The organism is Arthrobacter sp. SD1074B (assembly GCF_056780195.1).
In genome coordinates this window covers 3,427,005-3,447,026 of sequence record NZ_JBRAZT010000001.1, presented here as the reverse complement: position 1 = coordinate 3,447,026, position 20,022 = coordinate 3,427,005, and the positions used below count along the sequence as shown (strand labels likewise).

General features: G+C 66.0%; 20 protein-coding genes. 11 read left to right on the top strand and 9 right to left on the bottom strand.

Features of this window, described 5'->3' with window-relative positions; all coding sequences use genetic code 11:
* The first annotated feature begins 201 nt into the window (after positions 1–201).
* Positions 202–1,017: an alpha/beta fold hydrolase gene (locus ACUYM2_RS16065; protein WP_481600964.1), complete on the top strand. Its 816-nt coding sequence runs from the start codon at positions 202–204 to the stop codon at positions 1,015–1,017.
* Positions 1,014–1,994: a sensor domain-containing protein gene (locus tag ACUYM2_RS16060; protein WP_481600963.1), complete on the top strand. Its 981-nt coding sequence runs from the start codon at positions 1,014–1,016 to the stop codon at positions 1,992–1,994. The genes ACUYM2_RS16065 and ACUYM2_RS16060 overlap by 4 nt, the downstream gene beginning before the upstream one ends.
* Here ACUYM2_RS16060 and ACUYM2_RS16055 read toward each other — a convergent pair.
* Entirely contained in the window at positions 1,991–3,061 is a 1,071-nt protein-coding gene (locus tag ACUYM2_RS16055; protein WP_481600962.1) for a LacI family DNA-binding transcriptional regulator, read from the bottom strand. The two genes, ACUYM2_RS16060 and ACUYM2_RS16055, sit on opposite strands and share 4 nt — an antisense overlap.
* Before the next feature lie 173 nt (positions 3,062–3,234).
* Here ACUYM2_RS16055 and ACUYM2_RS16050 point away from each other — a divergent pair, with 173 nt between their 5' ends.
* From ACUYM2_RS16050 to ACUYM2_RS16030, 5 genes are all read left to right on the top strand, one after another.
* On the top strand, positions 3,235–4,122 hold the full coding sequence (locus ACUYM2_RS16050; RefSeq protein ID WP_481600961.1) for an ABC transporter substrate-binding protein: 888 nt from the start codon (positions 3,235–3,237) through the stop codon (positions 4,120–4,122).
* Positions 4,123–4,229: 107 nt separating this feature from the next.
* Entirely contained in the window at positions 4,230–5,018 is a 789-nt protein-coding gene (locus ACUYM2_RS16045; protein WP_481600960.1) for an amino acid ABC transporter permease, read from the top strand.
* Positions 5,015–5,794, top strand: coding sequence for an amino acid ABC transporter ATP-binding protein (locus tag ACUYM2_RS16040; RefSeq protein WP_481600959.1), 780 nt, complete (start codon positions 5,015–5,017; stop codon positions 5,792–5,794). The genes ACUYM2_RS16045 and ACUYM2_RS16040 overlap by 4 nt, the downstream gene beginning before the upstream one ends.
* Positions 5,794–6,834: a Gfo/Idh/MocA family protein gene (locus ACUYM2_RS16035; RefSeq protein ID WP_481600958.1), complete on the top strand. Its 1,041-nt coding sequence runs from the start codon at positions 5,794–5,796 to the stop codon at positions 6,832–6,834. Before ACUYM2_RS16040 ends, ACUYM2_RS16035 begins: the two co-directional genes overlap by 1 nt.
* A 69-nt stretch (positions 6,835–6,903) precedes the next feature.
* Positions 6,904–8,025 (top strand): NAD(P)/FAD-dependent oxidoreductase, encoded by a 1,122-nt coding sequence (locus tag ACUYM2_RS16030; RefSeq protein ID WP_481600957.1) that lies wholly within the window; start codon positions 6,904–6,906, stop codon positions 8,023–8,025.
* A 113-nt stretch (positions 8,026–8,138) separates the two neighbouring features.
* Here ACUYM2_RS16030 and ACUYM2_RS16025 read toward each other — a convergent pair whose 3' ends face one another.
* The 4 genes from ACUYM2_RS16025 to ACUYM2_RS16010 form a co-directional block, all read right to left on the bottom strand.
* Entirely contained in the window at positions 8,139–8,339 is a 201-nt protein-coding gene (locus tag ACUYM2_RS16025; RefSeq protein ID WP_481600956.1) for a hypothetical protein, read from the bottom strand.
* A 316-nt stretch (positions 8,340–8,655) separates the two neighbouring features.
* Positions 8,656–9,660, bottom strand: coding sequence for a PDR/VanB family oxidoreductase (locus tag ACUYM2_RS16020; protein WP_481600955.1), 1,005 nt, complete (start codon positions 9,658–9,660; stop codon positions 8,656–8,658).
* 58 nt (positions 9,661–9,718) lie between these two features.
* Positions 9,719–10,816, bottom strand: coding sequence for an aromatic ring-hydroxylating oxygenase subunit alpha (locus ACUYM2_RS16015; protein ID WP_481600954.1), 1,098 nt, complete (start codon positions 10,814–10,816; stop codon positions 9,719–9,721).
* Between the two features lie 79 nt (positions 10,817–10,895).
* Positions 10,896–11,477: a helix-turn-helix transcriptional regulator gene (locus ACUYM2_RS16010; protein ID WP_481600953.1), complete on the bottom strand. Its 582-nt coding sequence runs from the start codon at positions 11,475–11,477 to the stop codon at positions 10,896–10,898.
* Positions 11,478–11,741: 264 nt separating this feature from the next.
* On the opposite strand from ACUYM2_RS16010, the gene ACUYM2_RS16005 reads away from it, so the two are divergent.
* On the top strand, positions 11,742–13,085 hold the full coding sequence (locus tag ACUYM2_RS16005; protein ID WP_481600952.1) for an MFS transporter: 1,344 nt from the start codon (positions 11,742–11,744) through the stop codon (positions 13,083–13,085).
* A gap of 143 nt (positions 13,086–13,228) precedes the next feature.
* Positions 13,229–13,579: a DUF3846 domain-containing protein gene (locus tag ACUYM2_RS16000; RefSeq protein WP_481600951.1), complete on the top strand. Its 351-nt coding sequence runs from the start codon at positions 13,229–13,231 to the stop codon at positions 13,577–13,579.
* Between the two features lie 137 nt (positions 13,580–13,716).
* On the opposite strand, the gene ACUYM2_RS15995 is transcribed toward ACUYM2_RS16000, so the two are convergent.
* Genes ACUYM2_RS15995 through ACUYM2_RS15985 form a run of 3 tightly spaced genes read right to left on the bottom strand, consistent with a single transcriptional unit; the run spans position 13,717 to position 17,034 of the window.
* Positions 13,717–14,655 carry an acetamidase/formamidase family protein gene (locus tag ACUYM2_RS15995; RefSeq protein ID WP_481600950.1) on the bottom strand — a complete coding sequence of 313 codons (939 nt, stop codon included), beginning with the start codon at positions 14,653–14,655 and terminating at the stop codon, positions 13,717–13,719.
* Positions 14,652–16,085 (bottom strand): APC family permease, encoded by a 1,434-nt coding sequence (locus tag ACUYM2_RS15990; RefSeq protein WP_481600949.1) that lies wholly within the window; start codon positions 16,083–16,085, stop codon positions 14,652–14,654. The genes ACUYM2_RS15995 and ACUYM2_RS15990 overlap by 4 nt, the downstream gene beginning before the upstream one ends.
* A gap of 37 nt (positions 16,086–16,122) precedes the next feature.
* Complete coding sequence (locus ACUYM2_RS15985; RefSeq protein WP_481600948.1) at positions 16,123–17,034, bottom strand: proline iminopeptidase-family hydrolase; 912 nt, start codon at positions 17,032–17,034, stop codon at positions 16,123–16,125.
* 89 nt (positions 17,035–17,123) lie between these two features.
* Between ACUYM2_RS15985 and ACUYM2_RS15980 the strand changes: the two genes are divergently transcribed.
* Both ACUYM2_RS15980 and ACUYM2_RS15975 read left to right on the top strand, forming a co-directional pair.
* Entirely contained in the window at positions 17,124–17,885 is a 762-nt protein-coding gene (locus tag ACUYM2_RS15980) for a FadR/GntR family transcriptional regulator (RefSeq protein WP_481600947.1), read from the top strand.
* Positions 17,886–18,063: 178 nt separating this feature from the next.
* Positions 18,064–18,204: a hypothetical protein gene (locus tag ACUYM2_RS15975; RefSeq protein WP_481600946.1), complete on the top strand. Its 141-nt coding sequence runs from the start codon at positions 18,064–18,066 to the stop codon at positions 18,202–18,204.
* 131 nt (positions 18,205–18,335) lie between these two features.
* On the opposite strand, the gene ACUYM2_RS15970 is transcribed toward ACUYM2_RS15975, so the two are convergent.
* The gene (locus ACUYM2_RS15970) at positions 18,336–19,868 is read right to left on the bottom strand and encodes a chitinase (RefSeq protein WP_481600945.1); all 1,533 of its coding nucleotides are present in this window, start codon (positions 19,866–19,868) and stop codon (positions 18,336–18,338) included.
* Between the last annotated feature and the right edge of the window lie 154 nt (positions 19,869–20,022).

Here is a 20,022-nt window from a genome sequence, read left to right as displayed (position 1 = left end):
GGCCCGGCACGCTGCCGGGCTATCATGGGAGCCAGCCAGTCGAAGAGCCGTGGCACGGCTACGTTCCGCAAACGGCCCCAGCTGAATTCACGAGCAGGAAGCTGCCGGCGGATTGTCCGGACCGGACCCGCGAAGGCGCGGGCCGCCGCCGGGAAAGATCGGCGGGTTCTAGCGGCTGAAGTGAAAAGGTTGGGTTGGCAGATGGCGTCTGGGGTAGCAGCACGCAACAACGTGCACGTGTACGGGCCCGAAGACGGCCCGGTCCTGGTGTTCGCCCATGGTTTTGGCACCGACCAGAGCACGTGGGGCAGGGTCCTGCCCTGGTTCACCGACCGCTACCGGGTGGTCCTGCTGGACCACGTGGGATCCGGGGGATCGGACCAGTCCGCCTACGATTCGGCCACCTATTCCGCGCTCGACCCCTACGTCGATGACCTGATGGAAGTCTGCGCGGAACTCGGGCTGGAGCACGCCACCCTGATCGGCCACAGCGTCGGGTCCATGATGGCGGTCAGCGCCGCCTCCCGCGACCAGGGTCGCCGCTTCGACCGTCTCGTCCTGCTCACTGCGTCGCCCAGCTACCTCGACCACCCCGGGGAGGGGTACGTGGGAGGGTTCACCCGCGAAGACCTCGACGACGTCTTCGAATCCCTGGACGCCAATTACCTCGTCTGGGCCGAGCAGATGGCACCGGTCTACATGAACGCGCCCCACGCGCCCGAGCTGGACCGCGAAATCCAGGGCAGCTTCGGCCGGATCAGCCCGCGGGTCGCCCGCGACTTCGCCCGGGTGGCGTTCCTCTCCGACGTTCGGCACCTGCTGCCCGATGTGACCATCCCCGCGCTGGTCCTGCAAAGCACCGACGACGTTGTCACGCCGGACCACGTGGGCACCTACCTGCACCGGGAACTGCCGGCCAGCACCTTGGTGCGGCTGGCGGCCACCGGCCACTTCCCGCAAAGCAGCGCGCCGGAGGAAACCGCCACCGCCATCCTCGAATACCTGAAGCAGCGATGAGCCAGAGGACCCAGGCCGTCGACTACGGGCAGCTTTTCCACCAGGCGCCGGCCGGCTACGTCGTAGCCGGCCGGGACGGGACCATTCTGGCCGCGAACGCCACCATGTGCGCCTGGACCGGCGTCGACGCCCTCGAGGGCACCCGCCTGCTGGACCTGCTGCCGGCCGGCGACCGGCTGATGTACCGTACGCATGCCGGGCCGAAGCTGGAACGCGACGGCCACCTGGCCGAACTTTCGATCGCACTGCTGGGGCCGGACGGGCATCGCAAGCCGGTGCTGCTCTCGGTCACCCGGACACTCAACGGCGGCGAGCCGCGGGACCTGATGATCTTCTTCGCCGCCCCCGAACGGCGGCGGTACGAGCGTGAGCTGGCCAGCGCCCACCGGCAACTCGCGGACGCCGAGGCGGAGCGCGCCAAGCTCCTACAGGAAGCGCGGCACCGGGCCCTGCATGACCCGCTGACCGGCCTGCCCAACCGGCGGCAGCTCCAGGACAGCCTGCTGGCGGCCGTGGCCCGCGCCGGCGAGCAGCGGCACAGCGTGGGCCTTTTGTTTTGCGACATCGATAACTTCAAGCAGGTGAACGACACCCTGGGCCACGCGGCCGGAGACCAGGTCCTGGAGCACGTCGCGCGGATGTTCGCCGGGGCCGTGCGCGGCGAGGACACCGTGACGCGTTACAGCGGGGACGAGTTTGTGGTTCTGATCCCCGGGCTGGAGCACCCGGGGGAGCTGGAAGCGGTAGCCGGCCGGGTCCGGGACTGCCTTGCAGCGCCCGTCACCATTGAGGGGACCGTGCTGCGGCTGGGGATGTCCGTGGGCCTGGCACAAACCGCCGTCCCGGCGGGCGCCGGGACGGCGGAGTGCCAGGAGCTGGCCAAGGCACTGCTGATCGCCGCCGACCAGGATATGTACCGGCTCAAGGCCCGGACTCCCGGCGGCCGGCGGGAAGCTCACGCCGTGGTCGACGTCTAACCCGGCGCCGGTGCCGCGACGGAGCCCCGGCGGATCAGCTCCGCCGTAAACACGGGCGCCGCCGCAGGCGCCTTCCGATCCTCCATCTGCCGGATCAGGGCCGCGGCTGCGGCTACGCCCATCTCATACACGGGCTGCGCGATGACCGTGAGCGGAGGCGTGGTGAGCCGCGTCCAAGCGAAGTCGTCGTACATGAGGAAGGAGACATCCTCCGGAATCGACAGGCCGAGCTCCTGGATAGCCTCAACGACACTCAGCCCGATCAAACCGTCGGAGGCGATAATCGCCGTCGCCGGGTCCGGGCGCTGCAGCAGCTCGCGGGTGATCTTCCGGATCGACTCGTCATCGCCGGCGTTGAGGCGGATCAGGTCATCCGGCGGTTGCAGGCCGGCGTCAACGAACGCACGGTGCAGCCCGGCGCGCCGGTCCGAGATCTGGGAAGAGTCCAGCGGCATGCCTTCACGGTACGGTTCGTCCGTCCGGAGCGTGGAGATGAAGGCGATCCTGCGGTGGCCGGCATTGATCAGGTAACTCGTGGATTCATAGGAGATGTCCTCCATGTCGACGGCGACGGTGTCGACGTCGAGCCCGGGCGCCTTGCGGTCCAGCAGGACCAGCGGGCGGCCGGACTCGTGGACGCGCCGCAGATGTTGCGTCTCGACCGAAGACGCCGGTGCCACGATCAACCCGTCCACACGCTTGTCCAGCAGCACCCTGACGGCATCGATTTCCGCGGCCGTGTCCTCGTCCGTGTTGATCAGGATGACGTTGTAGCCGCTGCGCTTGGCGGTGTCCGTGATGCCCCGGGTGGCCAGGCCGAAATGGGGGTTTTCGATGTCGCCCACCACCACCCCGATGGTGTGCGATTTGCCCGTGTTCATGCTGCGGGCCAGCTCATTGGGCCGGTAGTCCAGCTCCTCGGCGGCGGCCAGCACCCGCTCGCGCACATCCTCGCTCACAGCGCCGTAGTTGCCCAGGGCACGGGCCGCCTGGGCTTTTGACACCTGGGCGGCCCGCGCGACGTCGGCGACGGTGACATCGCGGCGACGGGAAGCATCACTCTTCATGACGGCCTTTCGTAGCGGACCCTTGACGCCCCATGTGGCTTCGATTACATTTCTAGCAATCGATGTGAGTCCGGTCTCAATCCTAGGGACTGAGACCGGACTCAGCAAGACCCGCATCGGCCCTCACCCACCACGGGGCACACCGCCCACCTACCTCGCTCCCCACCCCACGATTGGAAAACGCTGTGAACACAGGAAACAAGCTGCGCCCCGGGGCGCTCATTGCCGCTGCTGTTGCCGCGGTGCTCGCACTGTCCGGCTGCGGCGGAGCCTCGTCCGCGTCGTCGTCGCCGGCGGACAACCCCTACGGCCTGATCGAGCCCGGCACCATTCGCGTGGCCAGCCTGGGTGATTCCAAGCCCTACACCTTCGCCGATGCGCAGGGGAACTTCACCGGCTTCGACGTCGAACTCTTCAAGGATGTCGCCCACCGCGCCGGTATCGACAAGGTCGTCTTTACCGGTCAGGACTTCTCCGGGCTGCTCGCCGCCGTCTCCAACGGCCAGTTCGACGCCGGCGTCGCGGCGATCGGCATCACGGACAAGCGCAAGCAAACCGTCGACTTCTCCGACGGCTACCTGGCTGGCTACCTGACCGTCATCACCACAAAGAACTCGGGCATTGCCAACGCTGACGCGCTCGCCGGAAAACGCCTCGGCGTGGTGCAGGGGACGCTCCAGGAGGCCTACGCCGTCAAGAACTTCACCTCGGCCAGCCTGGTGCGCTTCCCGGACAACAACACCGCTATTTCAGCCGTGAACAGCGGATCCGTGGACGCGCACTTCCTGGACTACGAGGCAGCCAAGGCCTACGAGGAGAAGTACGGACTGGTCAGCGCCGCGGACATCCCGTCCTTCGACGCCCCCGCCGGGTTCGCCGTGGCGAAGGGCAAGACGGCCTTCAAGGACGCCCTGAACAAGGGGCTGGCCGCCGCCATGGAAGACGGCACCTGGAAGAAGCTGTACCAGAAGTGGTTCCCGGGATCGCCGATGCCCAAGCAGTACCTGCCGAAGGCCGAGCAGGCGGCAAGCCCCTCACCCAGCCCCACGTCCAGCAAGTAAGCCGCAAGGCGGACACCTCCGGCAGTCCCTCCGCTGCCACCTGACCGGGCGGGCCGCACAGCGCGGCCCGCCTGGGATCCACAAGCTACCTACGTCTGAGAGACACCATGGACTGGTTAAGCACCATCACCCGCACTTTCTTCGACTTCGGCGCAATGGCCGAAGTCCTGCCCCAGCTTCTGGGAGTCGGACTCCTCAACACCCTCATCATCTCCGTCGCCGCCACCATCCTCGGTGTCGCCCTCGGTATGGTCGTCGCCGTGATGGGGATATCCCCGTCCGCCTGGCTCCGTGTCCCGGCCCGGATCTACACGGACCTGTTCCGTGGGCTTCCGGCCATCCTGACCATCCTGCTGATCGGCCAGGGATTCGCCCGTCTCAGCCAGTCGATCTTCGGCCCGTCGCCCTATCCCCTGGGAATCATCGCCCTGAGCCTGATTGCCAGTGCCTACATCGGCGAGATCTTCCGCGCCGGTATCCAGAGCGTGGACAAAGGACAGGGCGAAGCCTGTCGCGCGCTGGGCATGAGCTACGCAAAATCGATGGCCCTGGTGGTTGTCCCGCAGGGTGTCCGCCGGGTCCTGCCCGCGCTGGTCAACCAGTTCATCGCCATTGTGAAGGACTCCTCGCTGGTCTACTTCCTGGGCATGCTGGTTTCCGAACGGGAACTGTTCCGCGTGGGCCAGGATGCCGCCGTCCTCTCCGGCAACCTCTCCCCGCTGGTCCTGGCCGGGATCTTCTACCTGGTGGTCACGGTGCCCCTTACCCACCTGGTCAACTACTTCGACAACCGCTTCCGCACCGGCCGACGCCGCCCCGCCGCCCCCAGCAGCGGCCTCAAGGAAGTCAACGAACTCGCCGCCGCCTCACCGCTGACCACCGGGAGCAACACATGAGCCTCGCAAGCAACACCGCCAGCAATACTGCGCCGGACATCGAGACCTTCCACGGTTCCAGCCTGGAACTGAGAAACCTGACCATGGCCTACGGTGACATCGAGGTGCTCCGGAACGTCAGCCTCAACGTTGCGCCGGGCACCACCACCTGCATCATCGGGCCCTCCGGCTCCGGCAAGTCCACCCTGCTCCGCGGTGTCAACCGGCTGCATGAACCCACGAGCGGGGACGTGCTCCTGGCCGGTGAGAGCGCCCTGCAGGTCAAACCGGATCTCTTGCGGGCCCGCCTCGGCATGGTCTTCCAGCACTTCAACCTTTTTCCGGACCACACCGCCCTCGAGAACGTCGCCCTGGCGCTGTGGAGCGTCAAGGGAATGCCGAAGGCCGAAGCGCGCGAACGTGCCCGCCGCCGCCTCGCCGAGGTGGGCCTCGCCGAGCGCGCCGACCACCGGCCCCGGGACCTCTCCGGCGGACAGCAGCAGCGCGTCGCAATTGCCCGCGCCCTGGCCATGGAACCGGAAGTCATGCTCTTCGACGAGGCCACCAGCGCGCTGGACCCCGAACTGGTTAAGGGCGTGCTGAACCTTATGGCAGGCCTGGGCCGCCGCGGCATGACCATGCTGGTGGTCACGCACGAGATGGGGTTCGCCCGCAAAGTCGCCGATCAGGTCGTCTTTATGGACGAAGGCGAAGTTGTCGAATCCGGCACCCCCGCCCAGCTCTTCGACAACCCCCAAAGCGAACGCCTCCAGCGGTTCCTCTCGGAGGTGCTCTGATGGGCAGCGGCGCAGCGGAGCCCATCCGCACCGCCGTCGTCGGCTTCGGTGTCTCCGGCAAGGTCTTCCACGCGCCGCTGATCGCAGCGCATCCCGGCTACTCGCTGGACGTCATTGTTACGGCGGATCCGGCCCGCGCCGCGGAGGCGGCCAGGCTCTACCCGCACGCCCGGATCGTCCCTACGCCGGAGGCACTGTTCACGCATGCCGGAAGCCTGGACCTGGTCGTTCTCGGGACGCCGCCGCAGACTCACTACGACCTGGCTGCAACGGCAATGGACCGCGGCCTGAACGTTGTGGCGGACAAGCCATTCGTCACGAGCACGGCCCAGGGCGACGCTCTCATCTCCCGCGCGGCTGACGCCGGCGTGCAGCTTACGGTCTTTCAGAACCGGCGTTGGGACGCCGACTTCCTGACCCTCCGGGAGCTGGTTCGGGAAGGAGCGCTGGGCGAGGTCCGCAGCTTCGAGTCGCGCTTTGAGTGGTGGCGGCCGGATGGGTTTGGGAACTGGCGGGACACTGCGACGGCGTCCGACGGCGGCGGCATTCTCAATGACCTCGGCGCCCACCTGATCGACCAGGCAGTCCAGCTGTTCGGCCCTGTAGCGGAGAGCTACGCGGAGACCGCCAACCACGGACACCCGGATGGCGCCGACACCGAGGCCTTCGTTTCCCTGTTGCACGCATCCGGGATCCGCTCACGGCTCTGGATGAACGGCATGGCGGCCCGGGTCGGCCCGCGCTTCCACGTCCTGGGCTCCGTGGCCGGGTACACCAAGTGGGGTCTGGACAGCCAGGAGCCCGCGCTGGCGGGCGGCATGTCGCCGTCGGACCCGGCCTACGGCGTCGAGGCCGAGGACTCTTGGGGGGTCCTCGGTGTCGACGGAACCTACGAGGCGGTCCCTGCCCGGTCGGGTGCCTATCCCGAGTTCTACACGCGGCTGGCCGCGGCGCTCCAGGGGGAGGGTCCGCTGCCGGTCGACCCCGAGGAGTCACTCGAGGTCCTGAGGGTGATCGAAAACCTCCGCGCTTTCGCCTAGCCACACCTCGCGCCGCCCGCCCGGGCCGCGCGAAATTCAAGCACCCATGATGCAAAGAAAGGGAGACCCATGTCCTCCACGCCCTCAACCAAACGCGTCGCTGTCATTGGCGGCGGTATCCTCGGTGTCTCCACCGCCGTCCACCTACTCCGCGAAGGCGCCTCGGTGATCCTCCTGAGCGAACGCGGCCTGGCCAGCGAGGCCACCGGCCGCTCGCTGTCCTGGCTGAACTCCGCCGGAGAACGTTCCACCCCGTACCACCAGCTCCGGGTCGCCGGCGTGGACCGCTACCGGACCCTCTTCGCTGCGGATCCGGACCGGGACTGGCTGCAGTTCGGCGGCGGCCTCATGTGGAACGCCGCAGGACAACGGGCGGTTACTGAAGCCCGGCACGACTACGAGACGTCAGTCGGCTACAACTCCAAACTGCTCGCGCCCGAGCAGCTCGCTTCAGCCGTTCCCGGCGTCGACCCGGCCGCCGTGCCCGAGAGTGCCATCTTCAACCCCGGCGAGGGATGGGTCAGCCTGCCCGAACTGGTGGAGTTCCTGATGGAGGAGTTCCACGAGCTGGGCGGGGAACTTGTGCTCAATGCCGGCAAGGTCTCCGTCACGGTCGCTGCCGGGCGGGCAAGCGGCGTGGAGACGGCCGCCGGCGACACCTACCCTGCGGACGCCATCCTGGTGGCGTGCGGCGCCGCGACACCCGCCGTCGTCGCACCCCTGGGCGTCGACATCCCCAACGGTTCCCCGGTCTCCATGCTGGTGCTGACCAAGCCCGTGGACCACGGACTGAAGGCCGTGCTGAACACCCCGCGGGCAGCCGTGCGGCCGAACCCCGGAAACGCCCTTGCCCTGGACCATGACTGGTACGAAGAACACATCACCGAACACACCGACGGTTCCTTCAGCATCCCCGACGACGTGGTCCAGGAACTTGATGATGAAGCGTCCAAGCTGATCGCAGGCCATCCCGAGCTGAAGCCGGCCTCGTGGAAGATCGGGTACAAGCCCATCCCCGGCGACGGCGAACCGGTCTTTGGTGAACTCGGCCAGGTGCCTGGCTGCTTCGTGGCCTTCACCCACTCGGGGGCGACGCTGGGCCTTATTGCCGGCGAACTCCTCGCGGGCGAGATCCTGAGCGGGAAGAAGCACCCTATGCTGGCCACCTTCCGGCCGGGCAGGTTCTCCTGACCGGTGGCCGGCTGAGCCGCCCGGACTGAGCTGGCGGCAGCCTTCCGGAGACGCGACGACGACGGCGGGAAAGCTCCCGCCGTCGTCGTCATTCCTGCGTTGAAAGGGTGCTGCTAGGCGGAGGCCGAATCCAGGCTGGCCGCGCCGTTCAGGCTGAGCGTGAAGGTGTTGGGGCCGCTGGCGTGGACCGCGATGTCGGACTTCGCGGTGTTGTGCCGGACCGAGAGGTCGTGGACCAGGGCATCCAGCTCGTGGTGCATCGTGGAGCGGTCCCAGAGCTTGTGGGTGACAGCGTTGGCAGTTTCAAACGTCATTGTTCAGTGCTTCCATTTCTGAATCCGGGTGTCCGGCCGCCGCACCGATGCGGAGCCGCCGTAGGCCAGCCCAGGAACACCTGAGACCGTGGGCAGCTCTGCGAGCTCACCGGTTTGGCCTCCTTGCGTCCACCAGGATGGTGCCCCTGCCCCGCTTCGGACGCGCGGCGTCAAAGCGGGTAACGGGGCTGTGCCGGCGGGGGGAGTTGACGCCCCTGCCTGCCTTTTTATGATGCACAGCGCCGGCCGGCCCGCTCAAGCCAGGCGGCGATTATTGCAGGTGAGACTGGTCACAGGAGGGCGGCCGCCCCCGCAGTCACACGTCGATGGTGACGACGGCGCGTTCCCCTGTTGCGTCCGCCCGCGATCCGGTGTCGGAGCTGACGGCCCGGGAAACGCAGCAGCACATCTTCGCCGCCGCATGCTGCTGGCGCTCGCTGTAGAACACATCGCGGTGGTCCACCTTGCCCTGCAGGCCCACCAGCCGGACTTCGCAGAGGCCGCATTCGCCCTTGCGGCAGTCGAACATCATGTCCACGCCTGCGCCCTCAAGCGCTTCCAGCATGGACTCGCCGGGCCCGACGGTCGTCTCCACGCCCAGCCGGGGCACGCGGACGACAAATTCCTCCGGGTCGAACCAGCCGCTGTTGCCGAACGTCTCGTACCGCAGGTTCGGCACGCTCAGCCCGCGTGCGTCCCAGCCGCGCTTCACCGCGTCCATCAGCCGGATCGGCCCGCACATGTAGAGCTCTGTCTCCGGGTCCACTCCGTCCAGCAGCGCGTCGACCTTCAGGGCCGTGCCTTCGTCATCCACGTGCACCCGGAGCTTGTCGCCGTGCAGTCCCTCCAGCTGGGGCAGGTAGGCCATGGCGGACCGGCTGCGGCCGGCGTACACGAGGGTGTAGTCTGCCTTGATGTTGCGCAGCACCCGGGCCATGTTGACCATCGCTGTGATGCCAATGCCGCCGGCCAGGAGCACGTAGCGCGGGGCGCCCACCCGGAGGGGAAAGTTCTGCAGCGGCTGGGTGATCTCCAGCCGGTCCCCGACCCCCAGGCCCTGCATAAAGATCGAACCGCCCCGGGATTGCGGTGCCCGGTAGACGCTGATCGCCACCTGCCGGCCGTCGTCGCTGCAGTCGACCACGGAGTAGGAGCGCTTGTGGCGTTCCCCGTCGATGGTGACCATAACGTCGATGTGCGAGCCGGGCTCGGCCTTCTTCGGGAGCGACTGGGACAGGACCAGCCGCCGTGTTTCCACGGTGACCGGCTCTGCCTCGACGACGGTGCCGGTCTGCCAGACCTCTGTGTTGCTTGCTGCCATGACTTTCTTCTAACTTCTCGCTGGGGCTTGGTGGCTCCGGGGTTCCCGCCCGGGACGGTCAGACGGTGGGGATGAGCCGGCCTTCGGCGGCGAGCTGGCGCTCGATCAGCCTCCGGACCCACATGCCGCCGGCGTCGATATTGAGGTTGTAGAACTCGTAGTCCGGGTTGGCGTCGATCGCCTCCTGCTGGGCCTTGAGCATGGCCTCGTCCTCGCCGAAGACGCCGTTGACGCCGTTGCGGAGCTGGGTGGTGATCAGCTGGCTGTCGAGCCGGTAGTTGCGCATGAAGGCCCAGAAGTAGTGGCAGGTCTTGGCGGTTTCGGGCGAGATGGTGTTCATGACGAAGCCGTTTACGCCCTGGCTGCGGTCTCCTTCCGGTGCCCCGGTGCCTGCCTTGGCGACGCCGACGTCGATGTTGATGGTCGACGGCGACTGGAAGGTGATGATCTGCCAGCGGTCCACCCTGCCCTCGAAGCCCGGGAATTTGTCGCGCATGTTCTTGAGCCAGAACGGCGGCGCATCGATGTCGAGCATCCACCGGGACACGGTGACGGTGTTGCCCTCCTGGGTGACTTTGAAATCGGACTCGCTCAGCTCGTCCTGCCCGATCGAGGAGGAGTGGACGAACTCCTCGTGCGTGAGGTCCATCAGGTTGTCCAGCACCAGTTGGAAGTTGCACGGGGCAAAGATGGTCTCGCCGTCGCCGGCCCATTCCTCCGAGCTCATCTGGTGCATGTCCGGGACCAGGGTGGGGTCGGCCTGGGTCGGATCGCCCAGCCAGACCCAGACGTACCGGTACCGTTCGATCACCGGGAAGGACGGCACCGTGGCGCTCGGGTTGATGGTTTCCTGCGCCGGCATGGAGACGCAGCGGCCGGCGGAGTTGTAGATGATGCCGTGGTACGGGCACTGGATGGCATCCCCAGCGAGTGTCTTGCCCATGGAGAGCGGGGCCAGCCGGTGCCAGCAGGCGTCCGCGAGTGCCACCGCCTTGCCGTCCTCGGTGCGATAGAGGGCGAGAGGCCGGTCAGCGATCCGCCGGGACATCGGCTTCCGGGTCACCTCGTGGTCCCAGGCGGCCACGTACCAGGCGTTCAGGGGGTAGCCCAGCACCTTGTTGGTGGTTGAACTCACGGACTGCATCATCGCGGTCATGTCATTCCTTCGCTATATCTATCTACATAGGTAGTGGTCTGCGTCACAGCATAACTATGTTGATAGATAGTGGCAAGGCCTAAGGGTTGAGCTTGTCGATCAGCTCCAGGCCGCGCTCGGCCCAGTGGACCTCGGCGTTGGCGCGCTCGATCATGCCCTCGTAGGTAAAAATCTTGTAGCCGGCGATCTTGGCCCGGTCGGCATCCGGGGCGGTTTCGAGGCGGGCGGCCAGGATGGGGTTCGTCCGGTCCTGCAGGGCGGCGATCATCTCCTGCCACTGCTGCGCGCGGGACGAGTGGTACGCGATGTGGGCGCGCAGCTGTGCCCGGGCGGCGTCCGGTTCGGCCCACTCCAGGTATGCCGCCTTGAGGTGGATTGGGTCGCGTTCTCGGGTGTAGTCCAGCGTGGTGTTGATCCATGCGCGGAACGCCTCAACCCCCTCCGGGGTGATGTGGTACCGCTTCTTTTTGCCCTTCTTGCCCCAGGGTTCCTCGACGCCGCGCAGGAGGCCATCCTTTTCCATCCGGCGCAGTTCTGGGTAGATCTGCGAGTCCGGGGCATGCCACACGTAACCGACGGATTGTTCGAAGTGCTTGAAAACGTCGTAGCCCGTTAGGGGCTGGGACGTCAGCAGCGCCAGCAATGCGTATCGCAGGCTCACCTGCCACCGATCCTCTCCGATAGGGTCCGCCGGCCACGGCGCGGCCGGGGTCCAACTTTCCTAACGCTCTTGTCAACTAACTATGTTCATAGTTACGCTGTGTCTCACGCCACATCTAGCTATCAGTATAGATAGTTGTCCGGCCGCCGGCCCTTCGACGACGAGGTCCGGCAGCGGGCATTGGCCCCCGAGCGGCGCACCCTGCCTCTCGGCACGCAACTTTGTACCCGCCCGGACTGTCCGCGGCCTCCAGAAAGTAGTCCCATGCAACTCCAAGAACGCATCGACGCGTCCCGCATGTCCCTGTACCAATGGCTGATCGTCGGACTGTGCATCATCCTCAACGCCCTCGACGGCTTCGACGTCCTGGCCATGGCCTTCACGGCCAACAGTGTCACCCGCGAGTTCGGCCTCAGCGGTGCCGAGCTGGGCATCCTGCTCAGTTCCGGGCTGGTCGGCATGGCCATCGGATCCCTGGGTCTGGCGCCCTTCGCAGACGTGATCGGCCGCCGGCCGATGGTGCTGGTCTCGGTGGGCCTGGCGACCGCCGGCATGCTGCTCGCCTCCCTGGCGCACTCGGCCATGGAGCTGGGCATCTGGCGTGTAGTCACGGGCCTGGGCATCGGCGGCATCCTGGCCTGCACCAACGTGATTGCCAGCGAATACTCCTCCAAGCGGTGGCGCGGTCTGGCCATCAGCATCTACACGGCCGGCTACGGCATCGGCGCGACCCTGGGCGGCGCCGCCGCGGTGTCCCTGCAGGCAAACTTCGGCTGGCGCTCGGTCTTCGTCTTCGGCGGCATCTGCACCGGCGTTGTCCTGGTCCTGCTGGCGGTCCTGCTGCCGGAATCGGTGGATTTCCTGACCAACCGCCGTCCCCGCAACGTCCTTGAGCGCCTCAACAAGATCGCGCGTAAGATCGGCCAGGCCGAGGTGACGGAGATCCCCGCCCCCGCCGTGGTTGCGCAGTGCAGGAACAAGCTCTCCGAACTCTTCACCGCCGGCAACCGCCGCTCCACCTTACTCGTCTGGCTGGCCTTCTTCGCCACCATGTTCGGGTTCTACTTCGTGAACAGCTGGACGCCGCGGCTGCTCGTCACCGCCGGCATGACCGAGAGCCAGGGCGTCATCGGCGGCCTCATGCTCACCCTCGGCGGCACTTTCGGGTCCCTGCTCTACGGCCTGCTGACCATCCGCTGGAACAGCCGCAAGGTGATGATCGTGTTTGCCGTCCTCTCTGCCGCCACCATGGTGATGTTCATTTCCACCGCCGGCATCCTTGCCCTGGCGTTCGTTGCGGGCGGCATCGTGGGCATGCTGATCAACGGCTGCATCGCCGGCATGTACACCATCACCCCGGCCCTGTACGGCGCCTCCGTCCGGAGCACCGGCGTCGGCTGGGCCATCGGAATCGGCCGCGTTGGCGCGATCGTCGCCCCGCTCATCACCGGCGCCCTGCTGGACGCGCACTGGACCGCGTCCATGCTCTACATGGGCGTAGGGGTAGTGGTCCTCGTGGCCGGCGGCGCCGTTGCAGCGATGCGCCCGGCAAAGCCGGAGCCTGCCGTTCACGACGACGCGGCGGAGGAAGTCCCGCTGTCCGTCTGACGCGGCAGCCGGACCGGCCGGCGACCGGCACCCAAACGGAAGAGGACGACGGCGGGAACTTCCCGCCGTCGTCCTCTTGCGTTCTCCCCGAGCCCTAAGGGAACACGGGGAAAGTCACCGGTGTTATTAACATCGGACCCAAAATGACTACGAAATACACAGCATTGATAATTCCGGCCCGGATCAGCGAACCTGTCCGGCTGGCCACCATTGAAACCGACCAGCGCACCCTACAGGGCCTGGTGGGCGGAGACCTTGAAACAGTCAGCCGCGGGAACTGGCACGTCTACCTCAACGCTGAAGGTGTGACGACCAACCTCCCGGCGAACCTGCGCGCCGCACAGTTGATGTACGACTGCGGCCTGGACTTGTCCGGTGTGGCGCGAGGCACCGCTGTCATACTCGGCCATGGCGACCATGGCCAGGACGCCGACGTCCCTGACCACCTGATCCGGCTCGCGGAGGAGTTCTTCGACACGCGGCTGGTCGCCTGACGGGGCGGCCTGTTCAGTAACAGCGGACTTCCAGTGACTGTCCGAACCTGCTGGGCGAAAGAGCATGTGCCCTCAACGCGGCTGAGCCTGCCGCGGGATCGCGACAGGCTCAGCAACTTGTGTATTGCAGTTCAGGACTACGGCTGCAGCACACTCTTGGGCAGCCGGTGAACCGTGACTGCTCCCACCGGAGTGAACGGGTGGAGAGGATCCGGTGCCGAAGAACCGGTTGGTCCTCCCAGCCGGGAGTCGCCGACTGCGCTCAGGACTGCGTAGGCGTCGTCCGGCTGCCAGCCATGGTCCGTGACAAGGAAGTGGAACATGTCCTCGTAGCCACGGGTGATGCTTTCCTGCACCGGGTCGCCCAAACCGACGAAAAGCCAGTCTTCGCGGGTTTCAATCCTAGGGGCGCGAAGATTCATCCCTTTGACGAGTTCAATGCTGATGATGGCGGTACCCTCGGCCTCGATGGCCACGAAGGACGATTCCCCCTCCGCCATGAGGGCATGGATGTCTCCGATCGAGAGGTAGGCGCCCTCCACCATGACGGGCAGATAGACTTTCGAGCCCGGCCGGCAGCCGGTGAGGTCCATGTTGCCGCCCCCGGCGAAGCTGGGCATGACCGTCGAGTTCTCCCCCTCGGCCGGTGCAGTGCCGATGCAACCGATCATGGGCTGGGCCTCGAAGACGTGCCGGTCGGTCACGTGCACGCCGGCCGCGTCTATCGGGATCCGCCGGGTGAACATCTTTTCGCCCATCACGTACCGCAGCGCTCCCGTTCCCGGCAGGCTGACGGACCAGCCGAAGTCTTTGAGCAAGATCTCGTGAATGGTGACGATCAGGGCGTCTCCCGGTTCGGCTCCGTCCACAAACACCGGTCCGGTGATCGGATTGATACCAACGCTGAGCCGGTCAAGGTCGTGATGTTCGTGCAGCTCCGCGTAGACGGCGTCGCTCGTCTCGAAAGCGATCCGTTCTCCCGTTCCGGGCGCGATCCGAAGTGCGGGCTCCTCGTTCGCGGAGAAGGAGAATTTCCCGTGGGATTTGTCGAGGAAATGATCGGCGATGAGGCTCACAGCTGGGACTCCGTTCCGCTCATTGCAGGCTCGGGATCGGCGCCGTTGTTCTCCGCCAGGTCCGGGGTTCGGCCGGTGAATTTGTAATATGCGAAGACTGCAGCGCCCACGACCAGCCAGATGGCGCCGCCAATTTTTGCCTCGGGCGCCGCGTTCAGCAACACATAGCCAATAATCAGGAAGCCCAGGATCGGCACCACGAGATGCAGCAGGTAGTTCTTCGATTTCTTCCGAACGACGTAGTGGACGATTACCGAAAGGTGCAGCAGCAGGAACCCGAACAGTGCGCCGAAGTTCACAAGAGCGGAAATGACGTCGATTTGCCCCACGAAGAACAGTACGAGAATCGCCGAGATGGCAGACACCAGGATGATGGCGTTCCGGGGCACCTGGCGGGTGTCGATCCGGGACAGGAACTTGGGCAGTTGACGGTCCCGGCTCATTGAGTACAGCAGCCGCGAGGTGGCGGCCTGTGCGGCCATGGCGTTCGCAACACCGATCGCGAGCACGTTCACCACAAAGAATGCCGTCATCCAGCCGCTGTTGGAGGCTGCTTCAACGACAGTGAAGAACGCGTTGCCGACCTCGTCGTCGTTGAAGGAGGGGCGGCCCGCCGCCAGTGCGCTGGCCAGCCATGTCTGCAGGATGAACAGGAAAGCCACGAGGAACAGAGCCAGGATCATGGCCCGCCCGGCGGCGTTGCGTCCGCCCGTGGCTTCCTCTGCCATGGTGGAGATGCCGTCAAATCCGAGGAAACTCAAAACGGCGATGGACAGCGCGGAGGCGATCAGCGGTCCCGTGACCTTGCTCGCGTCCCAGATCGGGTTCATTGTCAGCTCGGCGCCGGGGACGGTGTGCCCGGCCAGCGCATTGACGGCGATGACGACGAAGATCACCACAAAAATGAGTTCAATCGCAAGGAAGATCCGGTTCATCCGTTTGATTGAGCTGATCCCAAGCAGGTTGACGACGGTGTTGACCGCGACAAAGATCAGCGCCCAGAGCCAGCGCGGTGAATCGGGGAAGATCCCCACCATCGACTCGGCCGCGAACACGTAAAGCAGTGTAGGGACAAGAAGGTAGTCCAGCAGTATTGCCCAGCCGGCGAAGAACCCGGCCGTGGGATGGATGCCGCGGCCCACGTAGGAGAAAACGGAGCCGGCGAGGGGGATGGACTTTGCCATCTGCTGATAGGCGAGGGCGGTGAAGATCATGGCGACCAGGCCGATCACGTAGACGAGCGGGACCATCCCTCCCGCCGCATTGTAGACGACGCCGAAGATTGCCCACGGTGCGATCGGCACCATGAAGACGAGCCCGTAGACGAGGAGGTCCGCGGTGGATACCGATCGTTTTAGTTCCTGTTTGTAACCGAAGGCCTCGAGTTGCTGTTGGGCGCTGAGCTCGGGGGCGCTGGAAGAGTTTGCCATCGAAATCTTTCTGGGAGTGAGGGAATCGTTGTGGGTGCTAAGAGTTTGCTTGGTGGTCGTGGCGGGCCAGGTGCGCGGCAATGACGCTCCGAAACGCCTCGGGCTGCTCAAGGTGTGAGCAGTGGCTCGCGCCGGGGAAGACGTGGCTGGCGGCATCCGGAATGTTGGCGATGAACGGCTCCCAGGTGGCGGGGGTTGCCTCGTCGAATTCACCGGCTACCACCAACGTCGGAGCGGTCACGCGGTGGAGTCGGTCGATGATGCTCCAGTCGCGAAGCGTTCCGATGACATGGAACTCGTTGGGGCCGTTCATCGTGTGGTAAACCGTCGGTTCGGCCTCCATCTGGGCCACACTCTCCTCAAAATCTGCTGGGAGGGGCGTGATGCGGCAAACATGCCGCTCGTAGAACGCCGAAGCCGCAGCGGCGTACTCGGGGGTCGTCACCGTGCCCGCATCCTCGTGGAACGTAAGCGCGTCCTGGACTTCGCGGGGCAACTGCTCCCTGAGCTCCGTGGCGGCCTCTGCCCAGAGTCCCATCGAGGCGGGCGAGTTGCAGATGGAAAGGCTTGCCAGGCCCGATGGCTGGCGCACGGCGATTTCCGCGCCCAGCATGCCTCCCCACGATTGCCCGAGAAGATGGAAATCGTCCAGGCGGAAGTGCGCGAGGAGGTTCAGAAACTCGTCCACGAACAACTGCGGGACCCAGAAGTCCGCCGGAGCGTCGGGCAGATGCGAGCTGTTTCCGCAGCCCAGCTGGTCGTACAGGATGACGGTGCGACCGGTTGCCGTCAATGCCTTAAGGCTTTTCAGGTAATTGTGTGCCATGCCCGGACCGCCGTGAAGCACGACGAGGGGTAGCGCGCCCGGAACCGGGATGTCCGGGGTGAAGCGCGCGGCCCAGGTCTCCCATTGGCGGAAGGGAATTCGGTGGGTTGTGAGGGTTGTCACTGTTGATCCTTTGGTCGGACGTGAGGATCATCTTCGCGTACTAATGGTCTAATTCCAAGACCTTTTACGAATATGTATAAGTTGGTGGCATGGGCAACAGCAAAGACGACAGTCCCGAGGGGGCGCTGGACATGCCTCTGGCCGCTATGTCCAGGGCCGATGAAATCACCGACCGCCTCATCACAGCGATCGCCGTGGGCGAGTACTTGCCGGGCGCGCGCTTGCCATCCGAGCGTGATTTGGCCAAGTCCTTGCACGTGGGAAGAATGACGGTGCGAGCCGCCATCGGCCGGTTGGTTGACCAGGGACTGCTGTCTACCCAGCGCGGCCGCGCTGGCGGGTCGTTCGTCCGGGAACAATGGACGGCGGCGTCCAACGCCTCCGTGCAGAGAACACTCTCGTCCCGCTGGGACTCATTGCGCGACACCTGCGAAGCCATGGTCCATCTTCATGGCGCGATCGCCCGAGCAGCAGCGGAGAACCGTACCGACGTCGATACAGCCGTCCTTCGGGAACGGCTGGAAGCCTACCGTGTGGCCGAATCGGGCAGCGCCTCGCAGAAAGCCGACGCGCGGCTCCACATGGCCATCGCCGAAGCCGCCCACAACGTGACCCTGACCCGGATCCTCTTGGAACTCGAAGCCCAGATCGGGCTCGCCGCGCCAGCCCATCTCTGGGGTTTCGCCGAGGGAATGCGCGAGATGGAGCTCCGCGCGCTGGCTGATCATGAGCGGCTTGTTGATGCCATCTGCGCGCAGCGCCAGGCGGAGGCGGGCACCATAGGCCTCACGCATGCACGGATCGATATCGAGCTGCTGGAAGCTGCGTTGACCAGGGCCGGCTCCCACTAATCCGGCTGGCGGAGGCGTTCTTCGCCGCGGCTGGTCGCCTGACGGGCCGGTCCAACAGGATCGGGGGACCGGCCATGGACGTGTCGTTATCGCCAAACCGAATGCTCGGACGGCTAGCCTTCAGCTCAAGACGCCGGCCGCCCCTCTCGCCTTCTGTGCACTGCTCGGCGCGCTGGCCGTGTTCCAGCTGCTGCTTATTCTCGGTCTGCTGCTCAGCGTGCTGCCCAACCTGGCGTCCAAGAGCAAGCCCGAAAAGCTCGTCATGGTTCCGCTGTCCTTTTTGCTGGCCGCCCTGGCGATTGCGATCGCGCTGAGCTGAGCCCGGCCCTCGATGGCGGTGCCGACCCTGAGGTCACGCCACTGGTCCAGCTCCGCTCCGCTCTACGCCCCGGACCTTCCTGACGTCCGTGCTGTGACGCCCCCACAACACGAGGGCTATCCCAGAGCCGCCTACTTGGCCGTCGGCGTCGGCGTCGGCGTGGGAGTCGCGGATGCCGTCGCCGGCGGTGACTGGAGCTGGGCGGCGGTGAGTTTCATCCACGGGGAATCCGGGGCGCCCTCGAGCATGGCCTGCGGGCTGTCGGACTGAGTCCACCACTTGGCCTCGAAGGCGTAGCCGTCGAACAGGATCCGCGAGCCGCGCTGGTAGACCGTCTTGGCGGACCAATCCGGGTAGGTGCCGGCCGGAATGGTCGTACGCGGGCTGGGCCGGTCTCCCGGCAGGACCGGGCCGATCAGCTTCCACGGAGCCGCGGCGCCCTGCACCACGGGGTTGTCCGGGCTGTCGCCCTGCGTCCACCACTTGGCTTCGTAGACGTTGGCGTGCCACACCGTGCGGTCGCCGACGACGTAGCGCGCGGTCTCGTTCCAGACCGGGTAGGGGCTGGTCGCCGGGTCGTCCGTGGCCGTCGCCGTCGGGCTGGCGGAGGCGGCGGGCGCCTGCGCTGCGGCCGACTTCGTGGGGATGACGTCGGCGCCCAGGACGGTGGCGAAGGAAGCGTCACCCTGCTTGACGCCGCTGCAGCTGTCGGAAACCTTGGTCACGTCCGGGTAGTTGCTGCCGCAGGTCCGGTCGCGGTTGAGCGACCACATGGAAACCCGGCCCACGCCTTTGGATTTGGCGTAAGCGTTGAGTGAGGCAGCGTCGTCAAGGGTAAAGATTTCCCCGGCAATGTCGTTCTGCCCGATCATGGGAGTGATGCCAAGCTTGCGCCAGGCCGTGTCCGAGCCGAGGTCCTCGCCGTTTTGGTGGAACAACGACTGGAGCTGCTCGTGCGCCGCGTCGGCCGCGGAGGCGGAGGCCTGGTACATGGTCTGGCCGGCAGCTTTGCTGCCGCCGAAGTCCATCGTCATGAGGTTCACGCCGGCCAGTTCGACGCCGGCACGGAGGTTCCGCGTTACGAGGTCCCGCCCCGCCTGCGTCAGTCCCGCCGGGTCCGCCGGGAGGGTCAGCCACACCTCAAGGCTCTTCCCGTTGTTCTTGCGGTCCTGCTGGAGGGCGGCCACCGCCTTGGCACGGCGGTCGATGGACGCCGTGTCCGACAGGGCTGCCCCCTCAATGTCAAGGTCGATCGAGCGCAGGTCGTAGCGTTCGACCACTTCACGGTAGGCACTGGTGAGCTTGTCGCCGTCGGTGCACCCGACGGCCAGTTCGTTGTTGCTCAACCCGCCGAATGACACGGAGACCGTGCCGCCTACCTGGCGCAGCCTGGCGATCCGCCGGTCCAGGTCCAAATCCGTTTCGGCCTGGGCAAGGCTGTAGAAAGCTCCCCACGTCGGCGCGCAGGGATCCTGCTTGTCAGCAACAATGAAGGACAGGACGGCGCCCCTCGCCTCGGGGCTGGTCGGGGATTCAAACGCAAACCTGGGCGTCGCCGTCACATCGACGTAACCGGAGAACACCGAGGGGATCGAGGACGCCGCGTTGGCGTCCTGGAATGAGCGGAGCCCCAGATACGACCCGCCGGTAAGGGCAACCAGCACCAATACAAGAATTCCGAGCCGCAGTTTGGAAAGGCGGCGCCCGGGAAAGCGGTTCGACACAGATATACCCCAATGCTTGTCAAAGTGTGGTGCTCCAACCCCGGCACGCGGACTCGCGGCCCAAATATTCTGCCGCTGGCCAGGTGACGAAGCC